The organism is Acetobacter sp. ESL1128, from assembly GCF_058505085.1.
Map to the genome: position 1 here is coordinate 1,075,001 of NZ_CP196369.1, position 18,814 is coordinate 1,093,814.

Annotated in this window: 13 protein-coding genes, 1 tRNA gene, 2 rRNA genes and 6 pseudogenes (1 of these 22 only partly in view); 10 read left to right on the forward strand and 12 right to left on the reverse strand. The window is 49.5% G+C overall.

Features of this window, described 5'->3' with window-relative positions; genetic code table 11:
- From ACSYTG_RS05005 to ACSYTG_RS05015, 3 genes are all read left to right on the forward strand, one after another.
- Positions 1-2,719 (forward strand): 23S ribosomal RNA (locus ACSYTG_RS05005); it begins 22 nt to the left of the window's first position.
- Between the two features lie 112 nt (positions 2,720-2,831).
- Positions 2,832-2,947: ribosomal RNA gene (gene rrf, locus ACSYTG_RS05010) — 5S ribosomal RNA — on the forward strand.
- 54 nt (positions 2,948-3,001) lie between these two features.
- Positions 3,002-3,078: transfer RNA gene (locus ACSYTG_RS05015), tRNA-Met, on the forward strand.
- Between the two features lie 381 nt (positions 3,079-3,459).
- Here the strand turns inward: ACSYTG_RS05015 and ACSYTG_RS05020 are convergent.
- Positions 3,460-3,937 (reverse strand): annotated as a pseudogene (locus ACSYTG_RS05020) (metallophosphoesterase); the annotation flags it as partial.
- 306 nt (positions 3,938-4,243) lie between these two features.
- Here ACSYTG_RS05020 and ACSYTG_RS05025 point away from each other — a divergent pair.
- The 3 genes from ACSYTG_RS05025 (at position 4,244) to ACSYTG_RS05035 (ending at position 5,948) form a co-directional block, all read left to right on the forward strand.
- Entirely contained in the window at positions 4,244-4,705 is a 462-nt protein-coding gene (locus tag ACSYTG_RS05025) for a deaminase (RefSeq protein ID WP_489784205.1), read from the forward strand.
- Between the two features lie 117 nt (positions 4,706-4,822).
- Entirely contained in the window at positions 4,823-5,242 is a 420-nt protein-coding gene (locus ACSYTG_RS05030) for a hypothetical protein (protein ID WP_489784206.1), read from the forward strand.
- 37 nt (positions 5,243-5,279) lie between these two features.
- Positions 5,280-5,948: a dTMP kinase gene (locus ACSYTG_RS05035; protein WP_489784207.1), complete on the forward strand. Its 669-nt coding sequence runs from the start codon at positions 5,280-5,282 to the stop codon at positions 5,946-5,948.
- On the opposite strand, the gene ACSYTG_RS05040 is transcribed toward ACSYTG_RS05035, so the two are convergent.
- The 5 genes from ACSYTG_RS05040 to ACSYTG_RS05060 are packed head-to-tail and all read right to left on the reverse strand — an operon-like array spanning position 5,940 to position 10,892.
- The gene (locus tag ACSYTG_RS05040) at positions 5,940-6,281 is read right to left on the reverse strand and encodes a MazG nucleotide pyrophosphohydrolase domain-containing protein (RefSeq protein WP_489784209.1); all 342 of its coding nucleotides are present in this window, start codon (positions 6,279-6,281) and stop codon (positions 5,940-5,942) included. The genes ACSYTG_RS05035 and ACSYTG_RS05040 overlap by 9 nt on opposite strands.
- Before the next feature lie 4 nt (positions 6,282-6,285).
- On the reverse strand, positions 6,286-7,602 hold the full coding sequence (locus tag ACSYTG_RS05045) for a DegT/DnrJ/EryC1/StrS family aminotransferase (RefSeq protein ID WP_489784210.1): 1,317 nt from the start codon (positions 7,600-7,602) through the stop codon (positions 6,286-6,288).
- The gene (locus ACSYTG_RS05050; RefSeq protein ID WP_489784211.1) at positions 7,593-8,336 is read right to left on the reverse strand and encodes an SDR family NAD(P)-dependent oxidoreductase; all 744 of its coding nucleotides are present in this window, start codon (positions 8,334-8,336) and stop codon (positions 7,593-7,595) included. Before ACSYTG_RS05050 ends, ACSYTG_RS05045 begins: the two co-directional genes overlap by 10 nt.
- Positions 8,329-10,260, reverse strand: a complete 1,932-nt coding sequence (locus ACSYTG_RS05055) for a patatin-like phospholipase family protein (protein WP_491706445.1) — start codon at positions 10,258-10,260, stop codon at positions 8,329-8,331. The genes ACSYTG_RS05050 and ACSYTG_RS05055 overlap by 8 nt, the downstream gene beginning before the upstream one ends.
- Positions 10,257-10,892, reverse strand: coding sequence for a nucleoside/nucleotide kinase family protein (locus tag ACSYTG_RS05060; RefSeq protein WP_489784213.1), 636 nt, complete (start codon positions 10,890-10,892; stop codon positions 10,257-10,259). The genes ACSYTG_RS05055 and ACSYTG_RS05060 overlap by 4 nt, the downstream gene beginning before the upstream one ends.
- A 559-nt stretch (positions 10,893-11,451) precedes the next feature.
- On the opposite strand from ACSYTG_RS05060, the pseudogene ACSYTG_RS05065 reads away from it, so the two are divergent.
- Positions 11,452-11,610, forward strand: a pseudogene (locus tag ACSYTG_RS05065) (integrase core domain-containing protein); the annotation flags it as partial.
- Between the two features lie 8 nt (positions 11,611-11,618).
- Here ACSYTG_RS05065 and ACSYTG_RS05070 read toward each other — a convergent pair.
- The 3 pseudogenes from ACSYTG_RS05070 to ACSYTG_RS05080 all read right to left on the reverse strand — a co-directional run.
- Positions 11,619-11,843, reverse strand: a pseudogene (locus ACSYTG_RS05070) (IS630 family transposase); the annotation flags it as partial.
- A gap of 226 nt (positions 11,844-12,069) precedes the next feature.
- Positions 12,070-12,736 (reverse strand): annotated as a pseudogene (locus tag ACSYTG_RS05075) (IS256 family transposase); the annotation flags it as partial.
- A 16-nt stretch (positions 12,737-12,752) separates the two neighbouring features.
- Positions 12,753-13,070, reverse strand: a pseudogene (locus ACSYTG_RS05080) (SAM-dependent methyltransferase); the annotation flags it as partial.
- A gap of 84 nt (positions 13,071-13,154) precedes the next feature.
- On the opposite strand from ACSYTG_RS05080, the gene ACSYTG_RS05085 reads away from it, so the two are divergent.
- Positions 13,155-13,388 (forward strand): type II toxin-antitoxin system Phd/YefM family antitoxin, encoded by a 234-nt coding sequence (locus ACSYTG_RS05085; protein WP_489784214.1) that lies wholly within the window; start codon positions 13,155-13,157, stop codon positions 13,386-13,388.
- Positions 13,385-13,771: a type II toxin-antitoxin system VapC family toxin gene (locus ACSYTG_RS05090; RefSeq protein WP_489784215.1), complete on the forward strand. Its 387-nt coding sequence runs from the start codon at positions 13,385-13,387 to the stop codon at positions 13,769-13,771. Before ACSYTG_RS05085 ends, ACSYTG_RS05090 begins: the two co-directional genes overlap by 4 nt.
- 270 nt (positions 13,772-14,041) lie before the next feature.
- Here the strand turns inward: ACSYTG_RS05090 and ACSYTG_RS05095 are convergent, their stop codons facing one another.
- Entirely contained in the window at positions 14,042-14,791 is a 750-nt protein-coding gene (locus tag ACSYTG_RS05095; protein ID WP_489784216.1) for a hypothetical protein, read from the reverse strand.
- 240 nt (positions 14,792-15,031) lie between these two features.
- On the opposite strand from ACSYTG_RS05095, the pseudogene ACSYTG_RS05100 reads away from it, so the two are divergent.
- Positions 15,032-15,467: pseudogene (locus ACSYTG_RS05100) on the forward strand (IS630 family transposase); the annotation flags it as partial.
- 167 nt (positions 15,468-15,634) lie between these two features.
- Here the strand turns inward: ACSYTG_RS05100 and ACSYTG_RS05105 are convergent.
- A complete protein-coding gene (locus ACSYTG_RS05105) occupies positions 15,635-16,528 on the reverse strand; it encodes a RelA/SpoT-related domain-containing protein (protein WP_489784218.1) in 894 nt (297 codons plus the stop codon).
- Positions 16,525-18,645 (reverse strand): NACHT domain-containing protein, encoded by a 2,121-nt coding sequence (locus ACSYTG_RS05110; RefSeq protein ID WP_489784219.1) that lies wholly within the window; start codon positions 18,643-18,645, stop codon positions 16,525-16,527. Before ACSYTG_RS05110 ends, ACSYTG_RS05105 begins: the two co-directional genes overlap by 4 nt.
- Positions 18,646-18,814: the final 169 nt, after the last annotated feature.

Here is an 18,814-nt window from a genome sequence, read left to right on the forward strand (position 1 = left end):
CGGTGGATGCCTTGGCACCAGGAGGCGACGAAGGACGTAGCACGCTGCGAAAAGTTGTGGGGAGCCGCGAGCAGGCATTGATCCGCAAATATCCGAATGGGGCAACCCACCCAGCGATGGGTATCATCATCTGAATACATAGGGTGATGAGGCGAACCCGGGGAACTGAAACATCTCAGTACCTGGAGGAAAAGACATCAATTGAGATTCCGCTAGTAGTGGCGAGCGAACGCGGAGCAGGCCAGTGGTCTTTAGAAGAGAAGCAGAACGATCTGGAAAGGTCGGCCATAGTGGGTGATAGTCCCGTATGCGTAGTGCTTTTAAAGATCCTTGAGTAGGGCGGGGCACGTGAAACCCTGTCTGAACATGGGGGGACCACCCTCCAAGCCTAAATACTCCCTGGTGACCGATAGTGAACAAGTACCGTGAGGGAAAGGTGAAAAGCACCCCGACGAGGGGAGTGAAATAGACCTGAAACCGGATGCCTACAAGCAGTCGGAGCCTCTTATGGGGTGACGGCGTACCTTTTGTATAATGGGTCAGCGAGTTTCTGTTTGCAGCGAGCTTAAGCCGATAGGTGTAGGCGTAGCGAAAGCGAGTCTGAATAGGGCGCATAGTTGCTGGCAGAAGACCCGAAACCGAGTGATCTAGCCATGGCCAGGCTGAAGGTGCGGTAACACGCACTGGAGGGCCGAACCCACGCCTGTTGAAAAAGTCGGGGATGAGCTGTGGCTAGGGGTGAAAGGCCAATCAAACTCGGAGATAGCTGGTTCTCCGCGAAATCTATTGAGGTAGACCGTCAGGTGTTGACCCCGGGGGGTAGAGCACTGGATGGGCTAGGGGGGCCCAAAGCCTTACCAAACCCAACCAAACTCCGAATACCCGGAAGTTTAGCCTGGCAGACAGACAGTGGGTGCTAAGGTCCATTGTCGAGAGGGAAACAGCCCAGACCACCAGCTAAGGCCCCTAAATCGTGGCTAAGTGGGAAAGGATGTGGGGATTCCATAACAACCAGGAGGTTGGCTTAGAAGCAGCCATCCTTTAAAGAAAGCGTAATAGCTCACTGGTCTAATAGAAACCCTGCGCCGAAAATGTAACGGGGCTCAAGCCACGTGCCGAAGCTGTGGGTGCATACTATGTATGCGCGGTAGCGGAGCGTTCCGTAGGTCTGTGAAGGAAGCGGGGTGACCCCTTCTGGAGATATCGGAAGTGCGAATGCTGACATGAGTAGCGACAAACAGTGCGAGAAACACTGTCGCCGAAAGTCCAAGGGTTCCTGCGCAAGGTTAATCCACGCAGGGTTAGTCGGCCCCTAAGGCGAGGGCGAAAGCCGTAGTCGATGGGAATCAGGTGAATATTCCTGAACCTGCCAGAAGTGACGAATGCGATATGTTGTTGGTCCTTAACGGATTGGACCGGCTTTTGGAGCATTCCAGGAAATAGCTCTGGCGTATAGACCGTACCCTAAACCGACACAGGTGGACTGGTAGAGCATACCAAGGCGCTTGAGAGAACGATGCTGAAGGAACTAGGCAAATTACTCGTGTAACTTCGGGATAAGCGAGACCCACATTTGGGCAACCATTTGTGGGTGGCACAGACCAGGGGGTAGCGACTGTTTAGTAAAAACACAGGACTCTGCGAAGTCGAAAGACGACGTATAGGGTCTGACGCCTGCCCGGTGCCGGAAGGTTAAGAGGAGGTGTGAGAGCACTGAATTGAAGCCCCGGTAAACGGCGGCCGTAACTATAACGGTCCTAAGGTAGCGAAATTCCTTGTCGGGTAAGTTCCGACCTGCACGAATGGCGTAACGACTTCCCCGCTGTCTCCAGCATCGGCTCAGCGAAATTGAATTCCCCGTGAAGATGCGGGGTATCCGCGGTCAGACGGAAAGACCCTATGAACCTTTACTGTAGCTTTACAGTGGCATCAGAGACATTCTGTGTAGGATAGGTGGGAGGCTTTGAAGCAGGGGCGCCAGTTCCTGTGGAGCCATCCTTGAAATACCACCCTGAATTTTTCTGATGTCTAACCGCGGCCAGTAAGCCTGGTCCGGGACCCTGTATGGTGGGCAGTTTGACTGGGGCGGTCGCCTCCCAAAGTGTAACGGAGGCGCGCGATGGTGGGCTCAGGCCGGTCGGAAACCGGCTGTTGAGTGCAATGGCATAAGCCCGCCTGACTGCGAGAGTGACAGCTCGAGCAGAGACGAAAGTCGGCCATAGTGATCCGGTGGTCCCGCGTGGAAGGGCCATCGCTCAACGGATAAAAGGTACTCTAGGGATAACAGGCTGATCTCCCCCAAGAGTCCACATCGACGGGGAGGTTTGGCACCTCGATGTCGGCTCATCACATCCTGGGGCTGGAGCAGGTCCCAAGGGTTCGGCTGTTCGCCGATTAAAGTGGTACGTGAGCTGGGTTTAGAACGTCGTGAGACAGTTCGGTCCCTATCTGCCGTGGATGTTGGAGATTTGAGAGGATTTGTCCCTAGTACGAGAGGACCGGGATGAACATACCTCTGGTGCACCGGTTGTCGCGCCAGCGGCACAGCCGGGTAGCTAAGTATGGACGGGATAACCGCTGAAAGCATCTAAGCGGGAAACCCACCTCAAAACTAGATCTCCCTGAGGGTCGTGGTAGACCACCACGTTAATAGGCCAGATGTGAAAGCGTGGTAACACGTGCAGCTAACTGGTCCTAATCACCCAATAGGCTCACTCTCACACTATCCTTACGGATAGCCCGTGCACAGAAATCATCCATAACCACGTCACACGCAAAACACCAAAACGCACCAACCGCATCCACACACCCTTATAGGGTAGTCTGGATGACCTGGTGGCCATGGCGGGGAGAGTTCCACCCGATCCCATCCCGAACTCGGCCGTGAAAACCCCCAGCGCCTATGATACTGCGGCTTAAGCCGCGGGAAAGTCGGTCGCCGCCAGGTCTTCCAGTCTACCCTCACAAAACTAAGCCAAAACAAAATCAGCACTCTCTCAACCGCGGGGTGGAGCAGCCCGGTAGCTCGTCAGGCTCATAACCTGAAGGCCGCAGGTTCAAATCCTGCCCCCGCAACCAACGACATATAGAAAACCCCGATAAGTCACTGACTCGGCGGGTTTTTTGTTGCTCCACAAACCAGACGCCCATTGAATACATAATCATTTCAACCACTTGGCATCGGTAGGTTCAAATCGGGGTCCAATGAACCCGCAACCAACTGCTCCAGACACTGGCGTATAAGAGCGTGCTCCGACGTGCCGGGGCCGTACCCGGGCGCAGGAGAAAGAGCGGGGGAGGGGACAGGAGGCAGCCGAGGGGAGCCGAAGCGAATGAATGTCGGAAGACGCTGCATGTATACAGCGATAGCATGCTCCAGCCCGGTCTGCGCAGCAAGTCGGACCGCCGCCTGATCGAGATCGCGCATTGCGCGGCTGATGATCGAGCGGCACGACCGGCGCCCCTGGGGGCCTGCAGCCCTTGCAGCGGCGCGATGTCGGTGCGACGCATGGCCACCGAGCCGCTGCAAATCCGCGATCCTGACCGTCACGTCCCTGATCGGGGGGACGCGCAGCGCATTGGCGACGCCGACGGTGGCAAGCAGGCCAGCGAGGCCGTCAGCCGCTTCACGGGCGCCGTCAGGAATAGGGACCGGCCGCCATCGCGCCAACGCCGTAACCAGGGCGCCGAGATCGAGCGCGATCTGGAACAGGGTCAGAAAAAGGATGGCTCCGAAGGCCCAGTTGAACAGAATGACAAGGGGGCGGGAAAATTCGGGTGCGAACACGGAGCCCGAGGAGAGCCGGGACCAGAAATGATATTGCGAGGCCACAAGCAGCAGAATGGCCGCTGGCATTTTCACCCAGAGGGGAAGGGCCAGCGGCCAGAGCCAGTTCAGGATGACGATCAGGCAGGGAAGAGCGAAGACAAGGCGCAAATGATCAGGTTCCTTGAGGCTGGGTGGCGTCGACGCGACCCTGAGCTTTTCGGCGTCGGCCGGTGTCGCAGGATTGTAGACGAGCAGGGCCAGGTCTGGCTGGCCATCGAGCGAAAATGTCGAGTGTTCGAAGGCGAAGGGGCCACTCTGTGGTCCGGGTCGAGAGTTGGTTTCCAGCCTTGCTGAAATGCCGCTGGCCGATAAAGCCCGCTCGGATGGTGGGCCAAACTCTATATTTCATTATAAGCGATCGAAAACGAGCCTGCCGAGATGGGTGTTTAAATAATCCTGCAGAAAGATCTAAAAATGTCACAGGCCTCAGAAATTAAAAATCTTCCACAAAGCAGTCTGGATTCATATTTTGAATCAGGCAAAGGTATCCTTTTGCACCTTGATCATTTGATACAGCAAGTTTCGTGCAGGCGTCGCAAAGTCGGTGCGATCTTAGCGAGGAATCGCAAAGTTGTCGCCTCTGCTCACAATGGTCCGGCTGCCTATGATCAAAATGACTGTCGTCGCTGCCGTATTTCAGGGATGTCGACAGTCATGCCAGCGTGTTCCTTTGATCACGCCGAGGTTCGATCATGTTCAGGGGCGCTTCCAGGAGACACTCTGCTGACGAGTACTAGCCCATGCCCAGAATGCGCCGCGCTAATTCTCCAGAAAGGAATCAGCACCGTTTTCTACCTCGAAGGGTATCTGGATCTTACACCCGTAACGATGCTGCTAGCTTCTGGTGTCACTGTCTACCATCTCACACAAGGATGAAGGCTTATTGATTTTAGAGAGTATTCGTGTTTGACTGTTAGTGCTCAATAGCATGAGCGGAATGCCGATTATGATCAGGCGGACCGGACAAGTCAAGGTATGTGGAGAGGCGTAGACGTGAGACTTGGAGAGGCAAATCTCGGCGATTTTTGGTCTGACCCGCCTCCATCTCTTGATGAAGCGCTGGTTCTGGCTCCAGATCCCCTTGATCTCATCACTCGCTTGGTGCGTGCGTTGTGTGGATCAGAAGTTCGCCGATCGAAACGCCCGAATGGTGAGGTGAATTTTTCTGCCGAATTGCCGAGTCAACCTGTCGGTATTGACTTGATGCTCACATCAACGAACGAGTTGCGGGGCGTGGGTATTGAGCAGATAAAAAAAGTGTATGCTGTAGTGGTGGCGATTGAGAACGAGCTTAGCACCGCAGTGTATTTTGGCCCGGAAGGACGCCGCAAGAGGGTCGAAGCTGTGTGCAGGAGGCTCAACCTTTCAAAGGAGGAATTCAATAATATCCTTCGACACTGGACTAAATTTTGATTATTCGACACGATAAGAGAACAAGAAAGGTGATCTAGTGCTTATTGCGGTAGAGGGAATTGACGGTAGTGGTAAAGGAACTCAATCTCGAAGAATCATTGATGCATTGACCGCACATGGTTTCTCGGCGTCATTGGTTCAGTTCCCCAGATATTCTGATACCTTTTTCGGTCGCGAGATAGGTCACTATCTCAACGGTGAATTTGGGGCACTCATGGACGTGCATCCGAAATTGGGTGCCTTATTGTATGCCGGAGATCGATTTGAATCGGTCGGCTTTGTTGCAGAAAAACTCGCAAAGTGCGATGTGGTGGTTTGTGATCGGTATTCTCCCTCTAACCAAGCGCACCACGCTGCTAAATTACCTCGAGAGCAATGGTTACAATTCTTTGAGTGGGTCGATAAGCTTGAATATCGTATCTTCCATATAAGAAGGCCTGATATCGTCTTCTTTCTAGATACTGACTCATCCGCTGCGTCCAATCTCATTTCTAAAAAACCACCCCGTAATTATACCGATCGTGCGGCTGATATCCATGAAATTGACACTGACTATCAGTCCAATGTTCATTCCGCGTATCAGTTTCTGGCCGAACAAAATTCTTGGGTTCGTATTTCATGCTCTATCAATGGAGAAATGAAAGGTGAAGATGAAATTTTCGCTTTGATTTGGTCACATCTGAAAGAGAAGCTGAGACTAGTTTGAATCTGACGAAATCGAGCCTTTACTCTCCCATCGATTTTGGTACTTTTCCAAGGCGTTTGATAACGCAGAACCCAAATCTGTTGCCGATTGGTTCGCAAGACATACCAAAGAAAACAGAATGTCACCCAATTCATTTTCCCACTCATATGACGGCGAGAACGGTTTTTTTCCGTATTCAGTCTGACGTAAAGCCTCTTTCGCTAGCTCGCCTACTTCGCTTTGTAGGTCGAGTAACCGTGATGCGATATCGGCATCCAGTGAAAATTTTCTGCAAAATTCGACGACCTTCGCTTGAATACTTGGGAACGTGTCATTTTGAGAAATTATTACCATTTTCTTAGGCGTCTTTCTCTGTCAGAAACATATAGAGCCCAGAACTCAGTTCGGTGAGCCTCGCTTTGCGCAAAAAATCCTCTGCGGCGCTTGCCGCACGATCACTATATAGATCACTTGACGAAAAGACATAGTTCACTATCTCGGCAATTTTTTCTATATCACTCCGACTGAGCTCTGGATAGATTGGGAGAACAAGGTGATCAGAGGAAAATGACGCTGCATTCGTGTAAGTGCTTCCCTGGGAGGCGTAACGACTGAAAATAGGATGGCAGGGCATCAACCTTGGAAAGTGGACACCGACTGGAACACCTTCCGCCAATAGCGCAGCAAGGACGACTTCTCGCGACACTTCGGTCGAGGCCACTCTGATTGGAAATGTCCACCAGACGGTTCTTGCTGCTGGAAGCCTTAAACCAATCGAACCAGAAAGGAGTTCTGTCAGAACTTCCGCATTCGAACGAGTCGCTTCTAATACGCTCTCCATTTCCCGTATTTTCACGCGGCCCAAGGCGGCCGTATAAGCAAGAGGTCGTAGGTTGAGACCGTTGTGAGTGCTTGCAAGAGAATTCAAAACATCCATTGGGCTCAAATCGCTCAAGCTTACACGTGAACTGCCTTTGCCCATCCAAGCTTCTCCCTCATGCCGGAACTGGAGGAAGCTCTCGTTATCTGCGAATGAGTTTGTAACGATGGCTCCGCCTTCTCCTAGGCGAAGAATTTTACTCTCTCCAAAACTGAAGCAGCACGGACCAAACTCAATTAACTTGGCCGTAATCGCATGATTGCCAAGGTATTGAGCGCAATCAAAGACAATCGGAATCTCTCTGGATCTGCAGATTGCCGCGCATTCAAGAGCATCATGCTCACTACCGAAAAGCAGCGGAAGCACGATGGCAGAGAGTTTCCTTCGATCGCAAACGTCCCGCAGGGCCTCAGGGTCAATATTCTGACTTGCACTGGATATATCAATCCAGACCGGCTCCGCACCTGTTTCAACAATAGGCAAACATGTGCCGACATAAGTATAAGCGGGCGCCCCAACTAAGTCACCATTGGATACTCCCAATACTCGAAGTGCAGTGTATATTGCTGTGGTGCAACTATTTACGAAAACTGCATATTCAGCGCCAACATAGTCAGCAAATTCAGCTTCAAATTTTGAAACTTCCGGCGACGTGAACATTGACCATCTCCCAGACTGAAGAGTCGAGGAGACAGCTTCGATTCCCTCCGCCGAGATGGGTGCGCGATCAATCGGCAAGTGGCCATAGGGAATACTCTTGGCACCACCGAGAAGAGCTAAATTCGTCACTGGCATAGGTAGCCTCCATCCACGGGGAAAGCGTGTCCAGTAGTGAATTTCATGTGATGTGCGAAGATCACAGCATCTACCACGTCCTCTATACGACCTAATCTTCCTAAGGGAATATGCTTGGAAAGTTCGGCGACTTTTTTCTCCGAGAGGAGGCTTTCAGTCATTGGCGAGGGAAAGATGGTTGGACAAATAGTGTTTATCCTGATGCCCAATTTGGACCACTTCATAGCAAGCGCTCGCGTGAATGCGATGGCAGCGCCTTTCGATGCTGCGTAAAGGACGTCATGGCTGACGCCGATTTCACACTCTTGACCACCGCTTGCGACAATGCCGTCAGTCGAGCCGATATTGACAACAGATGCTCTGGTCGAGGCACGAAGAAGCGGCTCCAAAGCCAACGTAAAAAGGATCGTTGAAGAGGTATTGTTTCGCAGTAGATACTCGAGTGTATTAGGTATTTCATTGAGTATGGGATCAGGCAAAAATGCCCCTGCGCAATTTACAAGCAGATCGACATGCGGAAAAACATGCGAAATCGCCTGAATTGCATCTCCAACGCTTGAAGGTTGACCGAGATCGCAGCGGTGACTGAAGTTGGCCAAATCTGACGGCATCGGCGATCGTTGATCTATGGAGAATACCTCTGCCCCAATGTCCATCAAACGTGCTACAACGGCACGTCCCAATCCTCCGGTCGCACCAGTTACCACCACCTTCGATCCAGTCATATTAATCATGTATGCGCTCCGAACCCTTTAAATTCAATTTCGTGCGAAGTGAGTCGAGTTCTTTTGACCGGTCTTCTAAAGTTTCACTATCCTGTAATCCTCTGGAGAGAAGAAAATTACAAGCCCCATGCTTCCCTAAGGCAATTAGATAATTTATTTCAGAATCCTGAAGTGCAATGTCGAAAGTTCCCACGGGGTTTGTATCGAGCACAATTATATTGTCTTTGTTTTCGTCAAAAATTGTATCTTCATCCTGATTGGTCGAGATTTTGAATAGGTCTTTGAATGTTGATGGGATCATAGAGTGCCACGCTTTGGGAGTGTTTTTAGCCGTCGAGCGAAGGGCTATTCCAATAAAGGCCGCGTCGGGATTTGATAGTTTGAACTGTCTAAATGGGAAGTTGTTGATCACGCCGCCGTCATAAACGGGCTTCCCGTAAAGCTTTTCAGGCTTAAAAAAGAATGGATAGGATATGCTCGACCGAACAGCGAAAGAGGCAGGAGTATCTTGATTTTCGCCCTCGCTGTCGTAGCGAACAGTCCCCTTGTCGCTTTGACTGCCGAAAACCGTTGTTCGCTTTTTCAAGTGTTTCATAAGGGGCCTGGCATTGGTCCCCAATTTGAATTTAAGTAGCTCGTCGAGCCAAGGTTCAAATTTTGTTCCTGTATGTAATGCGCGATAGCGAACACAATTCCAGATTTTGCGAAATACGCCTCGGTCCAGAAAGCTTTCGAATGATGTCGTTTTGAGTATATTACCGAGTTCTGCAGGTGTATAGCCTGCTCCCAGTAAAACCGCGACGATGCTGCCAGCGGATGTTCCCCAAAAGTGCGTAAAATTATAGTGTTGCCACAGTTCGTCTGTAGCGCTTACCAATGCAATTCCCTTGGCGCCTCCGCCTCCGAGTATCAGATTTACATTGTCACTATTTTCGGGGTCGGTTTTTAAAATATTTTTTAGGAGACCAGCTTTAAGTGCACGTTTTCTATATGTTCTGAGGAGGTTGGTTACGTCTTTCCGGGCATCCTGTTCAGTGATAAAGTCAGGGAACCGCTCAGCCAAAAAATCAATGAAATTTTTGGAGAGCCGTGAAAGCGTGGCCGCATGATTTTTGTATGGCTCATCTAAAAATAGGCATCCCCTACTTTCAGACAAACGCATGAAAGAACTCCCATCAATGCTAGGAACATTAGCACAAAGCTCCAGATTTGGCCAATAATTTTGCGGAATATTTGCACGCTGTCTTGCTTGATCATATAGGAATTTCAGAACCAACCATGGATAAGCATTCCGGTCTGCCTCCAGAATAATGGGTGGACGGGGATCGGTATTGATTTCACCTAATATCGACAACGTGGCGGCTGTTGCTGCAATGTGGTGGCTCTCGAACCAACTGGCGCGGTGCTTGAAAGCGTACAGTGTGGTCAGTAGAGATCGTTCATCACTGCTAAAATGTTTCTGCAACTCCTCTAGGCTGGGTTTTAGTGAAAAAGGCACGCTTTTCGGAGAGCCCGATCTAAATGACGCCAGATCCGACAATGCCTGCGTTGACAGCTGGAGTTCGGATGATAGCGAATTGAATTGCGCAAAGGAAACTAACAGCTCTGCCTCAACGGCCCCATACTTCACTTCATCCCGGGTACGAAAGTCTGCATTTAACTTGCTCAGTAGGTGAACTTCGATGTTTGAGTCACCCACTCTCCGGATGAAATTTTCGATTGTCGTGCGCTGCATTTCTGCGTCGGGGCGCGCTCTGGCTGATAGGATTACGGGTGGATCGCAGATGACTGCGCTGGATCGTCCGCCTGCCAGAATGTTTTTTGCCATTCGCTCCAGCATAGCTACCTGGCCCAAGTGATATCGAAGCTTACCCTCGGCGTAAGGAGGTTCCATGCTCCAGAAGGTAAAGAGGTTTTTGCTCGGTGAGATCACTTTGAACGAGCCTCAGAGACTTCAAGTTTTGCGAGGATTAAGTTCGTTACTTCTTCGGCTACTAAGTTTGGTGGGGCATTGGCTTTGACTTTGATGATTTTCTCAGGGAATCTGTCTGCCAGTGCCGCGTAGTACGCGTGGAAAACACGAAGAACACGGATCTCATCGGCAGTGATTTCCCGACCTTCTCTTTCTCGCAATCGCGGCAGAACTTGCTCCACGGAAGCATCAAGGAACACGATTATTTCAGGGAGAGCTATATCGAGATCTGTAAACAACCCTTCTAAGTGACCAAGCATACGGACGACATCGAAACTGCCAGAGCTCTTGGATGCAAAATATGCTTGGTACATCGAATGGGTTATATGGCATCGGTCAGCAAGGACAACGTCAGCCTGCCCCCACTCAATGGCTTTTGTCGAAATAACTTCAGCGTGTAAAAGATAAAAGAAAGCAGCGGCAGCAGGCATTTCGAGATGCTGCGCTAAGAACAAGCCTTTATCGAGCACTTCTCGAAATTTGGCGTCTAATCGACCGACAGGAAATTCGGGTTTTACAGCCGCCTGTATACCGTAATTCTGTAACGATTCGACGACCAAGGTGATAACAGTCGATTTGCCTGCTCCATCCAATCCTTCGATTGCACAATACATCCTGCTTTTTACCTCTGCGGAATTAGCTGTTCGTCTTGCGATTGTAGAAAAGATGGTTGCTAAAAATATAGCCTATGCCACTAAGAGTGAACTGCCTTCCAGCACAATCTGAAACAGACGTGCTTTCGTGCAAACGAAAGGCGCTGGCAAGAGCCGCGAGGGGCAGTTAGTCAAATTCGGAATTTTAAAGTGTAACTTGCTGAACAAATCTCTTTTCTACGCATATTTGACCAAATATGGAGGTCTTTGTCTAGAGATTGTAGGCTCCCTGTTCCGCAACACAGCAATGCATAGATTAGAAGACCGTCTAGGGAAAGTCCTCTTTACGGTATATTATTGATGTGGTTCCAATTCTCTATGGAGGATAGGAATGAGCAGATTGCCGATGCTGAGCCGCGCGCAGATGCAGGTTCTGCAGCAGTTGTTACCTCGGGCGCGTGGTTTGCGCCGGGGGATGATCGCCGGATTATCAGTGGGATCATTTACGTGATCCGTCATAGATTGCATTGGAAGGATACACCCATAGGGTTTGGACCATGTCACACTGGGCTTCTGCCGTCCCGACAAAACGACGGATGATGCGTTCATCAAGGTCTGCAGCGAACGGCTGCGGGTGGAGCACCTGAACGCCCGTTTATTCCTGACGCTTGCGGATGCACGCGAAAAGTTGGAAGCTGGGCGCAGAAATTACAATGATTCCAGTGGTTATACTCCCTGACCTGTGTGAGCACTATCTGAGTCCAATGGATTGGATGGTTTCAGGCAGGGAGGCAAGGTTGTTCCAAGCGGAATAGACGGCGTCGATGATGTGCTCAATGCCGTCGAAGACGGTGTTGGACAGCCAGTTGGCCGTAGGAACTGCCAGATATTCTCGACCGGGTTCAGTTCGGGAGCGCGGAACGGTAGCAAAATCAGGCTGATATTGCGGGGGGGGGGGGGGCATCTATCGATTTTACAATAATAGGCTAAGTAATTTTGGGCCATTACGCCATGAGGCGATGGTCCTCTGATCCAAGTGACGACTTTGAAACGGACATTCAGCTACTACTGACAATTCGGTCGTTAGAGAAATGCAATGGACCCGATTGCGCAGTCGATCCCGCCAATCCTGGGACTGTCAGGAATTTCGTGTGCGAGGCGTTGTTCACGTTGTTGATCAGACGGTGGCGCGCGCGAAGCGGTCACCGAAGAGAATGGCGAACTGTGCCTTTGTCATGGACCATTCTCTTGGCTGCATAGTCCATTCTTTCTCGGCCCGGTTCAAGGCCAGGAAGAGGAGCTTGAGAGCCGCGTCGTCATTGGGGAAATGCCCTCTGGCCCGGACGGCCTGCCTCAGCTTCGCGTTCAGCACCTCTATGGCATTGGTGGTGTAGACCAATTTCCGGACCTCGGCGGGAAAGGCATAGAACGGAAAGACCTCTTCCCAGGCCCGTTCCCAGGACTGGACGATCGCCGTGTATTTCCGGCCCCAGGAGCTTTCGGCAAAGGCGGCGAGGGCAGCTTTGCCGGACTCGGCGTCCACTGCCCAGTAGATATCCTTCAATGCCGTAGCCACGGATTTGCGATCTTTTCCAGGCGACGAAAACCAGCGAATGGCGCAGCAGATGAACGATGCAGGTTTGCACCAGGGCTTCGGGGAAAACGGCACGGATGGCGTCCGGAAAGCCCTTGAGCCCGTCGACCACGGCCAGCAGGATATCCTCGACACTGCGATGGCGCAGTTCGTTCATGACCCGGAGCCAGAATTTGGTTCTTTCGTTCTGCTCGTTTCACAGGCCGAGGACCTCCTTCGTGCCGTCAGCGCGCACGCCCAGTCGCCTGTGACAATCGCGATTCAGCTCACAACGGCGCCACCTGAAAGCTGCTGACGTCGATCATGAAACTACCATCCGCCTCGATCCCGAAATAACGCACAACACCGTCCGGCGCGGCCTGTTGCAGGGAGCGGATGGCTGCGACCCGTTCAGGGGGTGTTTTCGTCCGCGTCACCCAGCTTTCGAAGTCCATACGCAGACGATGAGTTCCGGCGGTCTGAAGAACGAACCCCGACGGCCCTAGCAGGGTCGCCCATTCGGCCACTCCGTAATTTCGAATATGCGAGATATCGCGCAACAGTTCCATTGACTGAAGCCAGCTATCCCGCAGGGCAGAAGGAGGAGGGCAGTCACATGGCTGGAATGGAAGGCCGCTCTTGCCAAAGTAAGGGTAATTAGCTATACTGGTTAGCTAAGGAGATCCCTCATGGCCCAGTTCTCGGTTCACGATGCCAAGACCAATCTGTCCCGTCTGATCGCCGAAGCACTTGCGGGTGGTGATGTGGTGATTGCGCGTGGTTCAGTACCCGTCGTGCGCCTTGTGCCGGTGGAACCGCAGGGGCGTCGCGTGTTTGGGGCGCTCAAAGGGAGGATCACCCTGGATAAGACCTTCAATGAGACCTTGCCCGACGACGAACTGGACGGGTGGAATCTCGCTTGAGACTACTGCTTGATACGCACGCGCTGATCTGGTGGCTGGCGGGCGACGAACATTTGAGTCATCGCGCTCAGGAAGCCATAGCCGATGAAGATAATGTTATAGCTGTGAGCGCAGCGTCGGCCATGGAGGTCGCAACCAAGTTCCGTATCGGAAAACTGCCGGGGGCGGCCCCGCTGGCACAGGATTTTGAGGCTATTATTGCTGGGCAGGGGTTTGTTGAACTGCCAATCAGCGTTACTCATGCCCGCATCGCGGGCGAGATGAACATCGCTCATAAAGACCCGTTTGACCGTTTCCTGATTGCCCAGGCGCAGGCCGAAGATATGACGCTGATCTCCAACGAGGCCTTGTTTGACAGCTTCGCCGTCAAGCGTCTTTGGTGATCGAAAGGACTATGGTTATGAAAAGATCAAGCGAAGGCAGAAAAGATTTTTTCAAAACAATTATCTAAACCCGCTTTGTTCTCACCTTGCGATTGTCGCAACTTGAGAACCAATCCTGCCCCCGCAACCACTTCCATCATAAATCCCTCACAATCGACGTCTGATCGCCATGAAATGCTGGCTTATCAGACACTTATCCACGTCCCGACCTTCGAAAGAGGGCCGGGCGATTGCGCACGTCTTCATCATGCCATGGCCCACTGGGCCGCCTCAACAGGTTTCTCCGATCCGTTCAGAACGAAACGTAGAAACCCAATGAGGAACATCATCATGCGCGATGAGCAGGAAATGCGGGACGAAATCCGTGCCCGAATGAAGGGCCGGATCCGGTTCAATGTCGCCACAGATCGGATCGAAGTGATCGTCGGTGCGCCGGATGAACTTCTCCGGTGGGAGCCGATCAACCGGCTCACCATGCTCCAGCATCGATGATTGTTCTGATCTTGAACGCCTAATGGCCTCGATCAGCGAGCGGATCACCTCGGCCGCCTCCTGACGTTTCTCGTTCAGTTCGGAATGCAGCATGCCATGCAGGCGCGCGAGTTGCTGGTGATAGAACTCCGCCATCTGGGGATGGAGCAGGGGCGGGGGCGCCTCGGCGGTCGCGAGGAACTCTGTCAGCTCCGCCTTGCGAGCTTCGAGCTTGGATCCGCGCTCCTTGACCGTCGCAATCGAGATCGCTTCGGAAAGATAGAGATCCATCAGCCGCTGGATGTCGCGCTCGACCCGCTTCAGTTCTGATTCCGCTGCGCCGATGTCGGCCGACGCTTCCATGCGTAGTCGGTTCATCTCGGTGGTGAAAGCGGTGCAGAATTCGGCGAACAGGTCCGGGTCCATGAGATGCTGGCGGAGCGCGTTGAGGACGCGCCTTTCCAGTTCCTCGCGGCGCATATTGGTCCGATTGTGGCAGGTGCCCTTGTTGCGCGCCGTCGAGCAGCCGAGCAATGCGCCGGAGATCATCGAATACCATTCGTTCAGAGGTGTGGGTATCACATGAACTGCTAGTGTCCTGATCGAGAAGTTTATATGATTATTCTGATGGCAGGGGTAATCGAATGGGACGTACGGCGGTTGCGATCGAACTGACGACATTGGAGCGTCAAGAACTAGAATCTCTGGCAAGGGCGCGCAAGATGCCAGGCGCTTGCGCGGCGAGCCCGTATTGTCGTTGCCGCAGCCAATGGGCATGAAAACAAAGCGATCTGTGACCTGACGAGCGCGGACATCAACACGGTTGGCAAGTGGCGCCGGCGTTTTGCGACGGACCGTCTGGACGGTCTTTACGATGAGCCCGGGCCAGGGACGCCGCGCTCGATCGGCGACGAGGAGATCGCGGAGACGATCCGCAGGACACTGGAAGAAACACCGCGCGATGCCACCACGCATTGGTCGCTGCGCTCAATGGCGCAGGCCGTGGGATATGCGCCGTCGACGATCCATCGCATCTGGAAAGCGTTTGGTCTACAGCCTCACCGGACAGAGACCTTACAAACTGTCGAACGATCCCTTCTTCGTGGAGAAGGTCCGCGACACCGTTGGCCTGTATATGGCACCGCCGGAGCGTGCGCTGGTGCTGTACGTGGACGAGAAGAGCCAGATCCATGCACTGGATCGCAGTCAGCCCATGCTCCCGATGCGTAACTGCTTCTGTGGTTGCCGTCCGTAGTGCAAGAAGTTTCTGTCTTTTTGAACGAGTGATCGACTGCGGTTGGCGACCTGATATAAGGAAAAATCGATTTTATACTTCATGATCGTGCGTTTATAAGTAATATAGATTTGACAGTCATGCAGGGCAGTATAATTTTATATTACATCAGATGCAGACATATACTCTAATATTATGGGCGGCGTCATATCATTTATATAGTTATCCTTCAAGTATATGGCGTTCCATACGAATATCATATTATCTGACGTTAATGGTATTCGGGGAGATATCTTGCTAAGTGTATAAATTACTTTGGCCCGATCTATTCTGACTAGTTTACGCGCAGAATCAGGATTATTTTTGAAGAAATTACAAAGTGAATCATTCAAAGAACCAGAAAGTCTCATTCTAAGAGTGGAATGTATAAGAGCATCCCAATTCTTTTGTTTGTAATGTTTATAGGATAAATCATCAAGTATTTTCCACATACTCCACTCAGAGGTTTCTAGGGTAGCAAGAACGCCATTTAGATTACGGCTTAAGTCATCAGATCCTTTCCAGTCGTTTTTTCTTTTATAACGAAGATCATGTTCAACTTCATGCCAACCTTCGGATAAAATAGTTCTAATTTGAATTTCGAAAGCCCTATCTACGGGGAATTCTGAAGTTGGCTCACTTATGTCACGAAAATAATCAGGTGGCAGTCTAAATATTAGATTATACCGTGAAACTGAAAATGTATTATTATTTGGTATGTCAATCGTAGAAGAACTTTTATCGTAATCAAACATTTCGCACAGAATTTTGTGAACTATCTTTATATCCTCTACAAAATACAAAATTATACGAATTCCTATGCCATCTTGTATGAGCTTTCCCTCGACTGTGTATTTTCCTGGATTCTCCCTTATTTTCTTCTCTAAAGAACGACTGGTTTTTCCACGCCCAAAAACTCGGCACAGGAATCCGATTGAAATTAGCTCTGTTTCGATTTTTTTACGAATTAGTTCTGCAACCCGGCTAAAGGATTCTGTTTGATATAAGCTCATTGTGCAGCATCCAGTATACCTTGAATTTCATCTATATATTCTATATTTAGCGTTATTAAGTCTGTTCGTGGTTTTTCTATTAGAAAATTTTCTTTAATTAAAGTTTGGATGCAATTATAAACATCAAGTTCTGTATAATCATCCACGGGTGTGATTAGGTGTTTTGTTAATTTATATATAGGACGACTAGGTTTGTACCTTGTAGATTCGCCAATAGGCCAAAATCTCTTTAAAATTGAACGCTTTAAGACTTTATCTTGATCCGTATATTCGTTGATTTCAGAATTCTCCTTACTGGGAACGTTCGTTAATAGATGGCCTATTTCAGGAGCACTAATTCCTCCTAATATGTACACATGACCAGAAAAAGAATCTCCCTCAACTTCGCAGTCGAAAAACTTACAATTTAAAAATGTAACTCCATTCAGGCCAGATTTAACAAACCGACATCGTTTGAATATTGTGTCAGTAAACTGGAAAGATGCAATTGGGGGGGCGCCGATGTCGATATTATTCAATTGTAAATCTTCAGCCGCAGCGTTATTAAGACTATTGGGAAGCGCATGAGTTAGGTCAGCTGATATACCAATTCTGTCTCTGCATGTAAGAAAAGGTAGAGAAGGACCTAATGCATTGTATAATATTTCTCGAGTTAATTCAGTGCGAGGCATATATGATTTTACGGCGGGTTCTATGAATCTCAGATCATCGACAAGCCATTCTTCACTCAATATAATATTTTTTGCGACATAGTTTCCCAAAGAAAACTCGTTCACAAATCCAATTTTATTGGAGTTTGAAATGCTTCTGTCCAATAATGCATGACTAGCTAATTTATTAGCTATTTCATCACGACTGGGGCGATCTGCTGATGTATAATTACTGCGGGCATTTTCTATTTCTTTGCTGCATTTTTCAAGTATAGTTTTTACTATATATTCTCTGTCTTCAGATGTATATTCTTTGCATATCATGTCGTCCGCAATTTTTTGTAATATGTCCTCTTGAGATTCCACCGTCATGCGTAAATCTTGGCGTTCCCGTTCACGGTCCAACATATATTCAAAGTAACTTTGTACTATTTTCTCTGGATAATTCAGCGCTATTTGGAATGATTCTTCGTCAATACATCTCATGTAAGAAAGCAAAACAGGGTTTGCCATCGCGCGTATATCTATTCCAATATGACTTAGACTTTCCATACGCTCATACGGCAACCAGTCGCTGATTTTAGGTTCTTGAATACGGATACGGACAATAGAAAAATCCGTTGAATGACTGTCGAGCCATTGATGAAATTCATCTCCATCAAATAGAACCGTTCGACGAGTCGTAATAATAACTTTTGCCTTCTCTCTGAGTAATTCACTGATAGTTTCTAGCATTGGTTCTTTGTTGTCAAAGTCGTCGCCTTCTTCCCCTTTCCGTAAAAGCTCATCAAATCCATCAAGTATTACAGATATACGCCCTTTTTTGATTTCTGTTTGTACGAGCTTTGAGCTGAGGAGAGGGAATGTTCGATCTATTTCGTCAAGCAAGATATAACGGAAAATTCTTGCCTGTCTGTTGCGTGAGAGTTCCGCATATAAAGGTAAAAAATTTGTTTTTTCAGATATAAATTTAGCTATTTCTTGGGCCGTACACGTTTTTCCAAATCCGGCCGCTGCCTCTACAAGGAAAAGTATGGGCTTATCTTCATATATTCTTTCTAGAACCTCTTCGGGTGGGGTTTTTTCTCCAGTTTTGCCATTTATATTGTATGGCGCATTTATATATTCATATTTTGCTTTGTCACCATATGCTTTCACAAGAGACGATGTGAATCTGTGATATTCATCTATTAAACGTTCTTTTGTGGAATTGACAGAAAAGAAGCCCTTGAAAAGTTCTTCTTCCGTGATCTCGGGTATTTTCGCATCTCTTATTGTGCAAGCATAACCCGCATTTGAAAACTCACCAAAAAGACTATCTACATTTACATCTTTGTTTATTTTTATTATTTCCGCATTGTCAAAATACCCTGTCTTTAAAGTAAATACTAAAACTTCTCCGGTTTGCCTAGCGAGTGCAAAGCCGTATCGTTTATATATATCTATTAAAGAATTATAATTACTCATAATTTACTTTCATATATTATGTAGAAATTAACAGGCAATTTGTCATATTTTTTTGAAAAAGGCAAACCAACAATTTGGTGTCATATCGTGTAGGGGGAAGGGTGAAATATCTCGTCACGATGAATTGGCTATGTATGGACAAATTTAACCCTTTAGCGGGGGGCCCTCT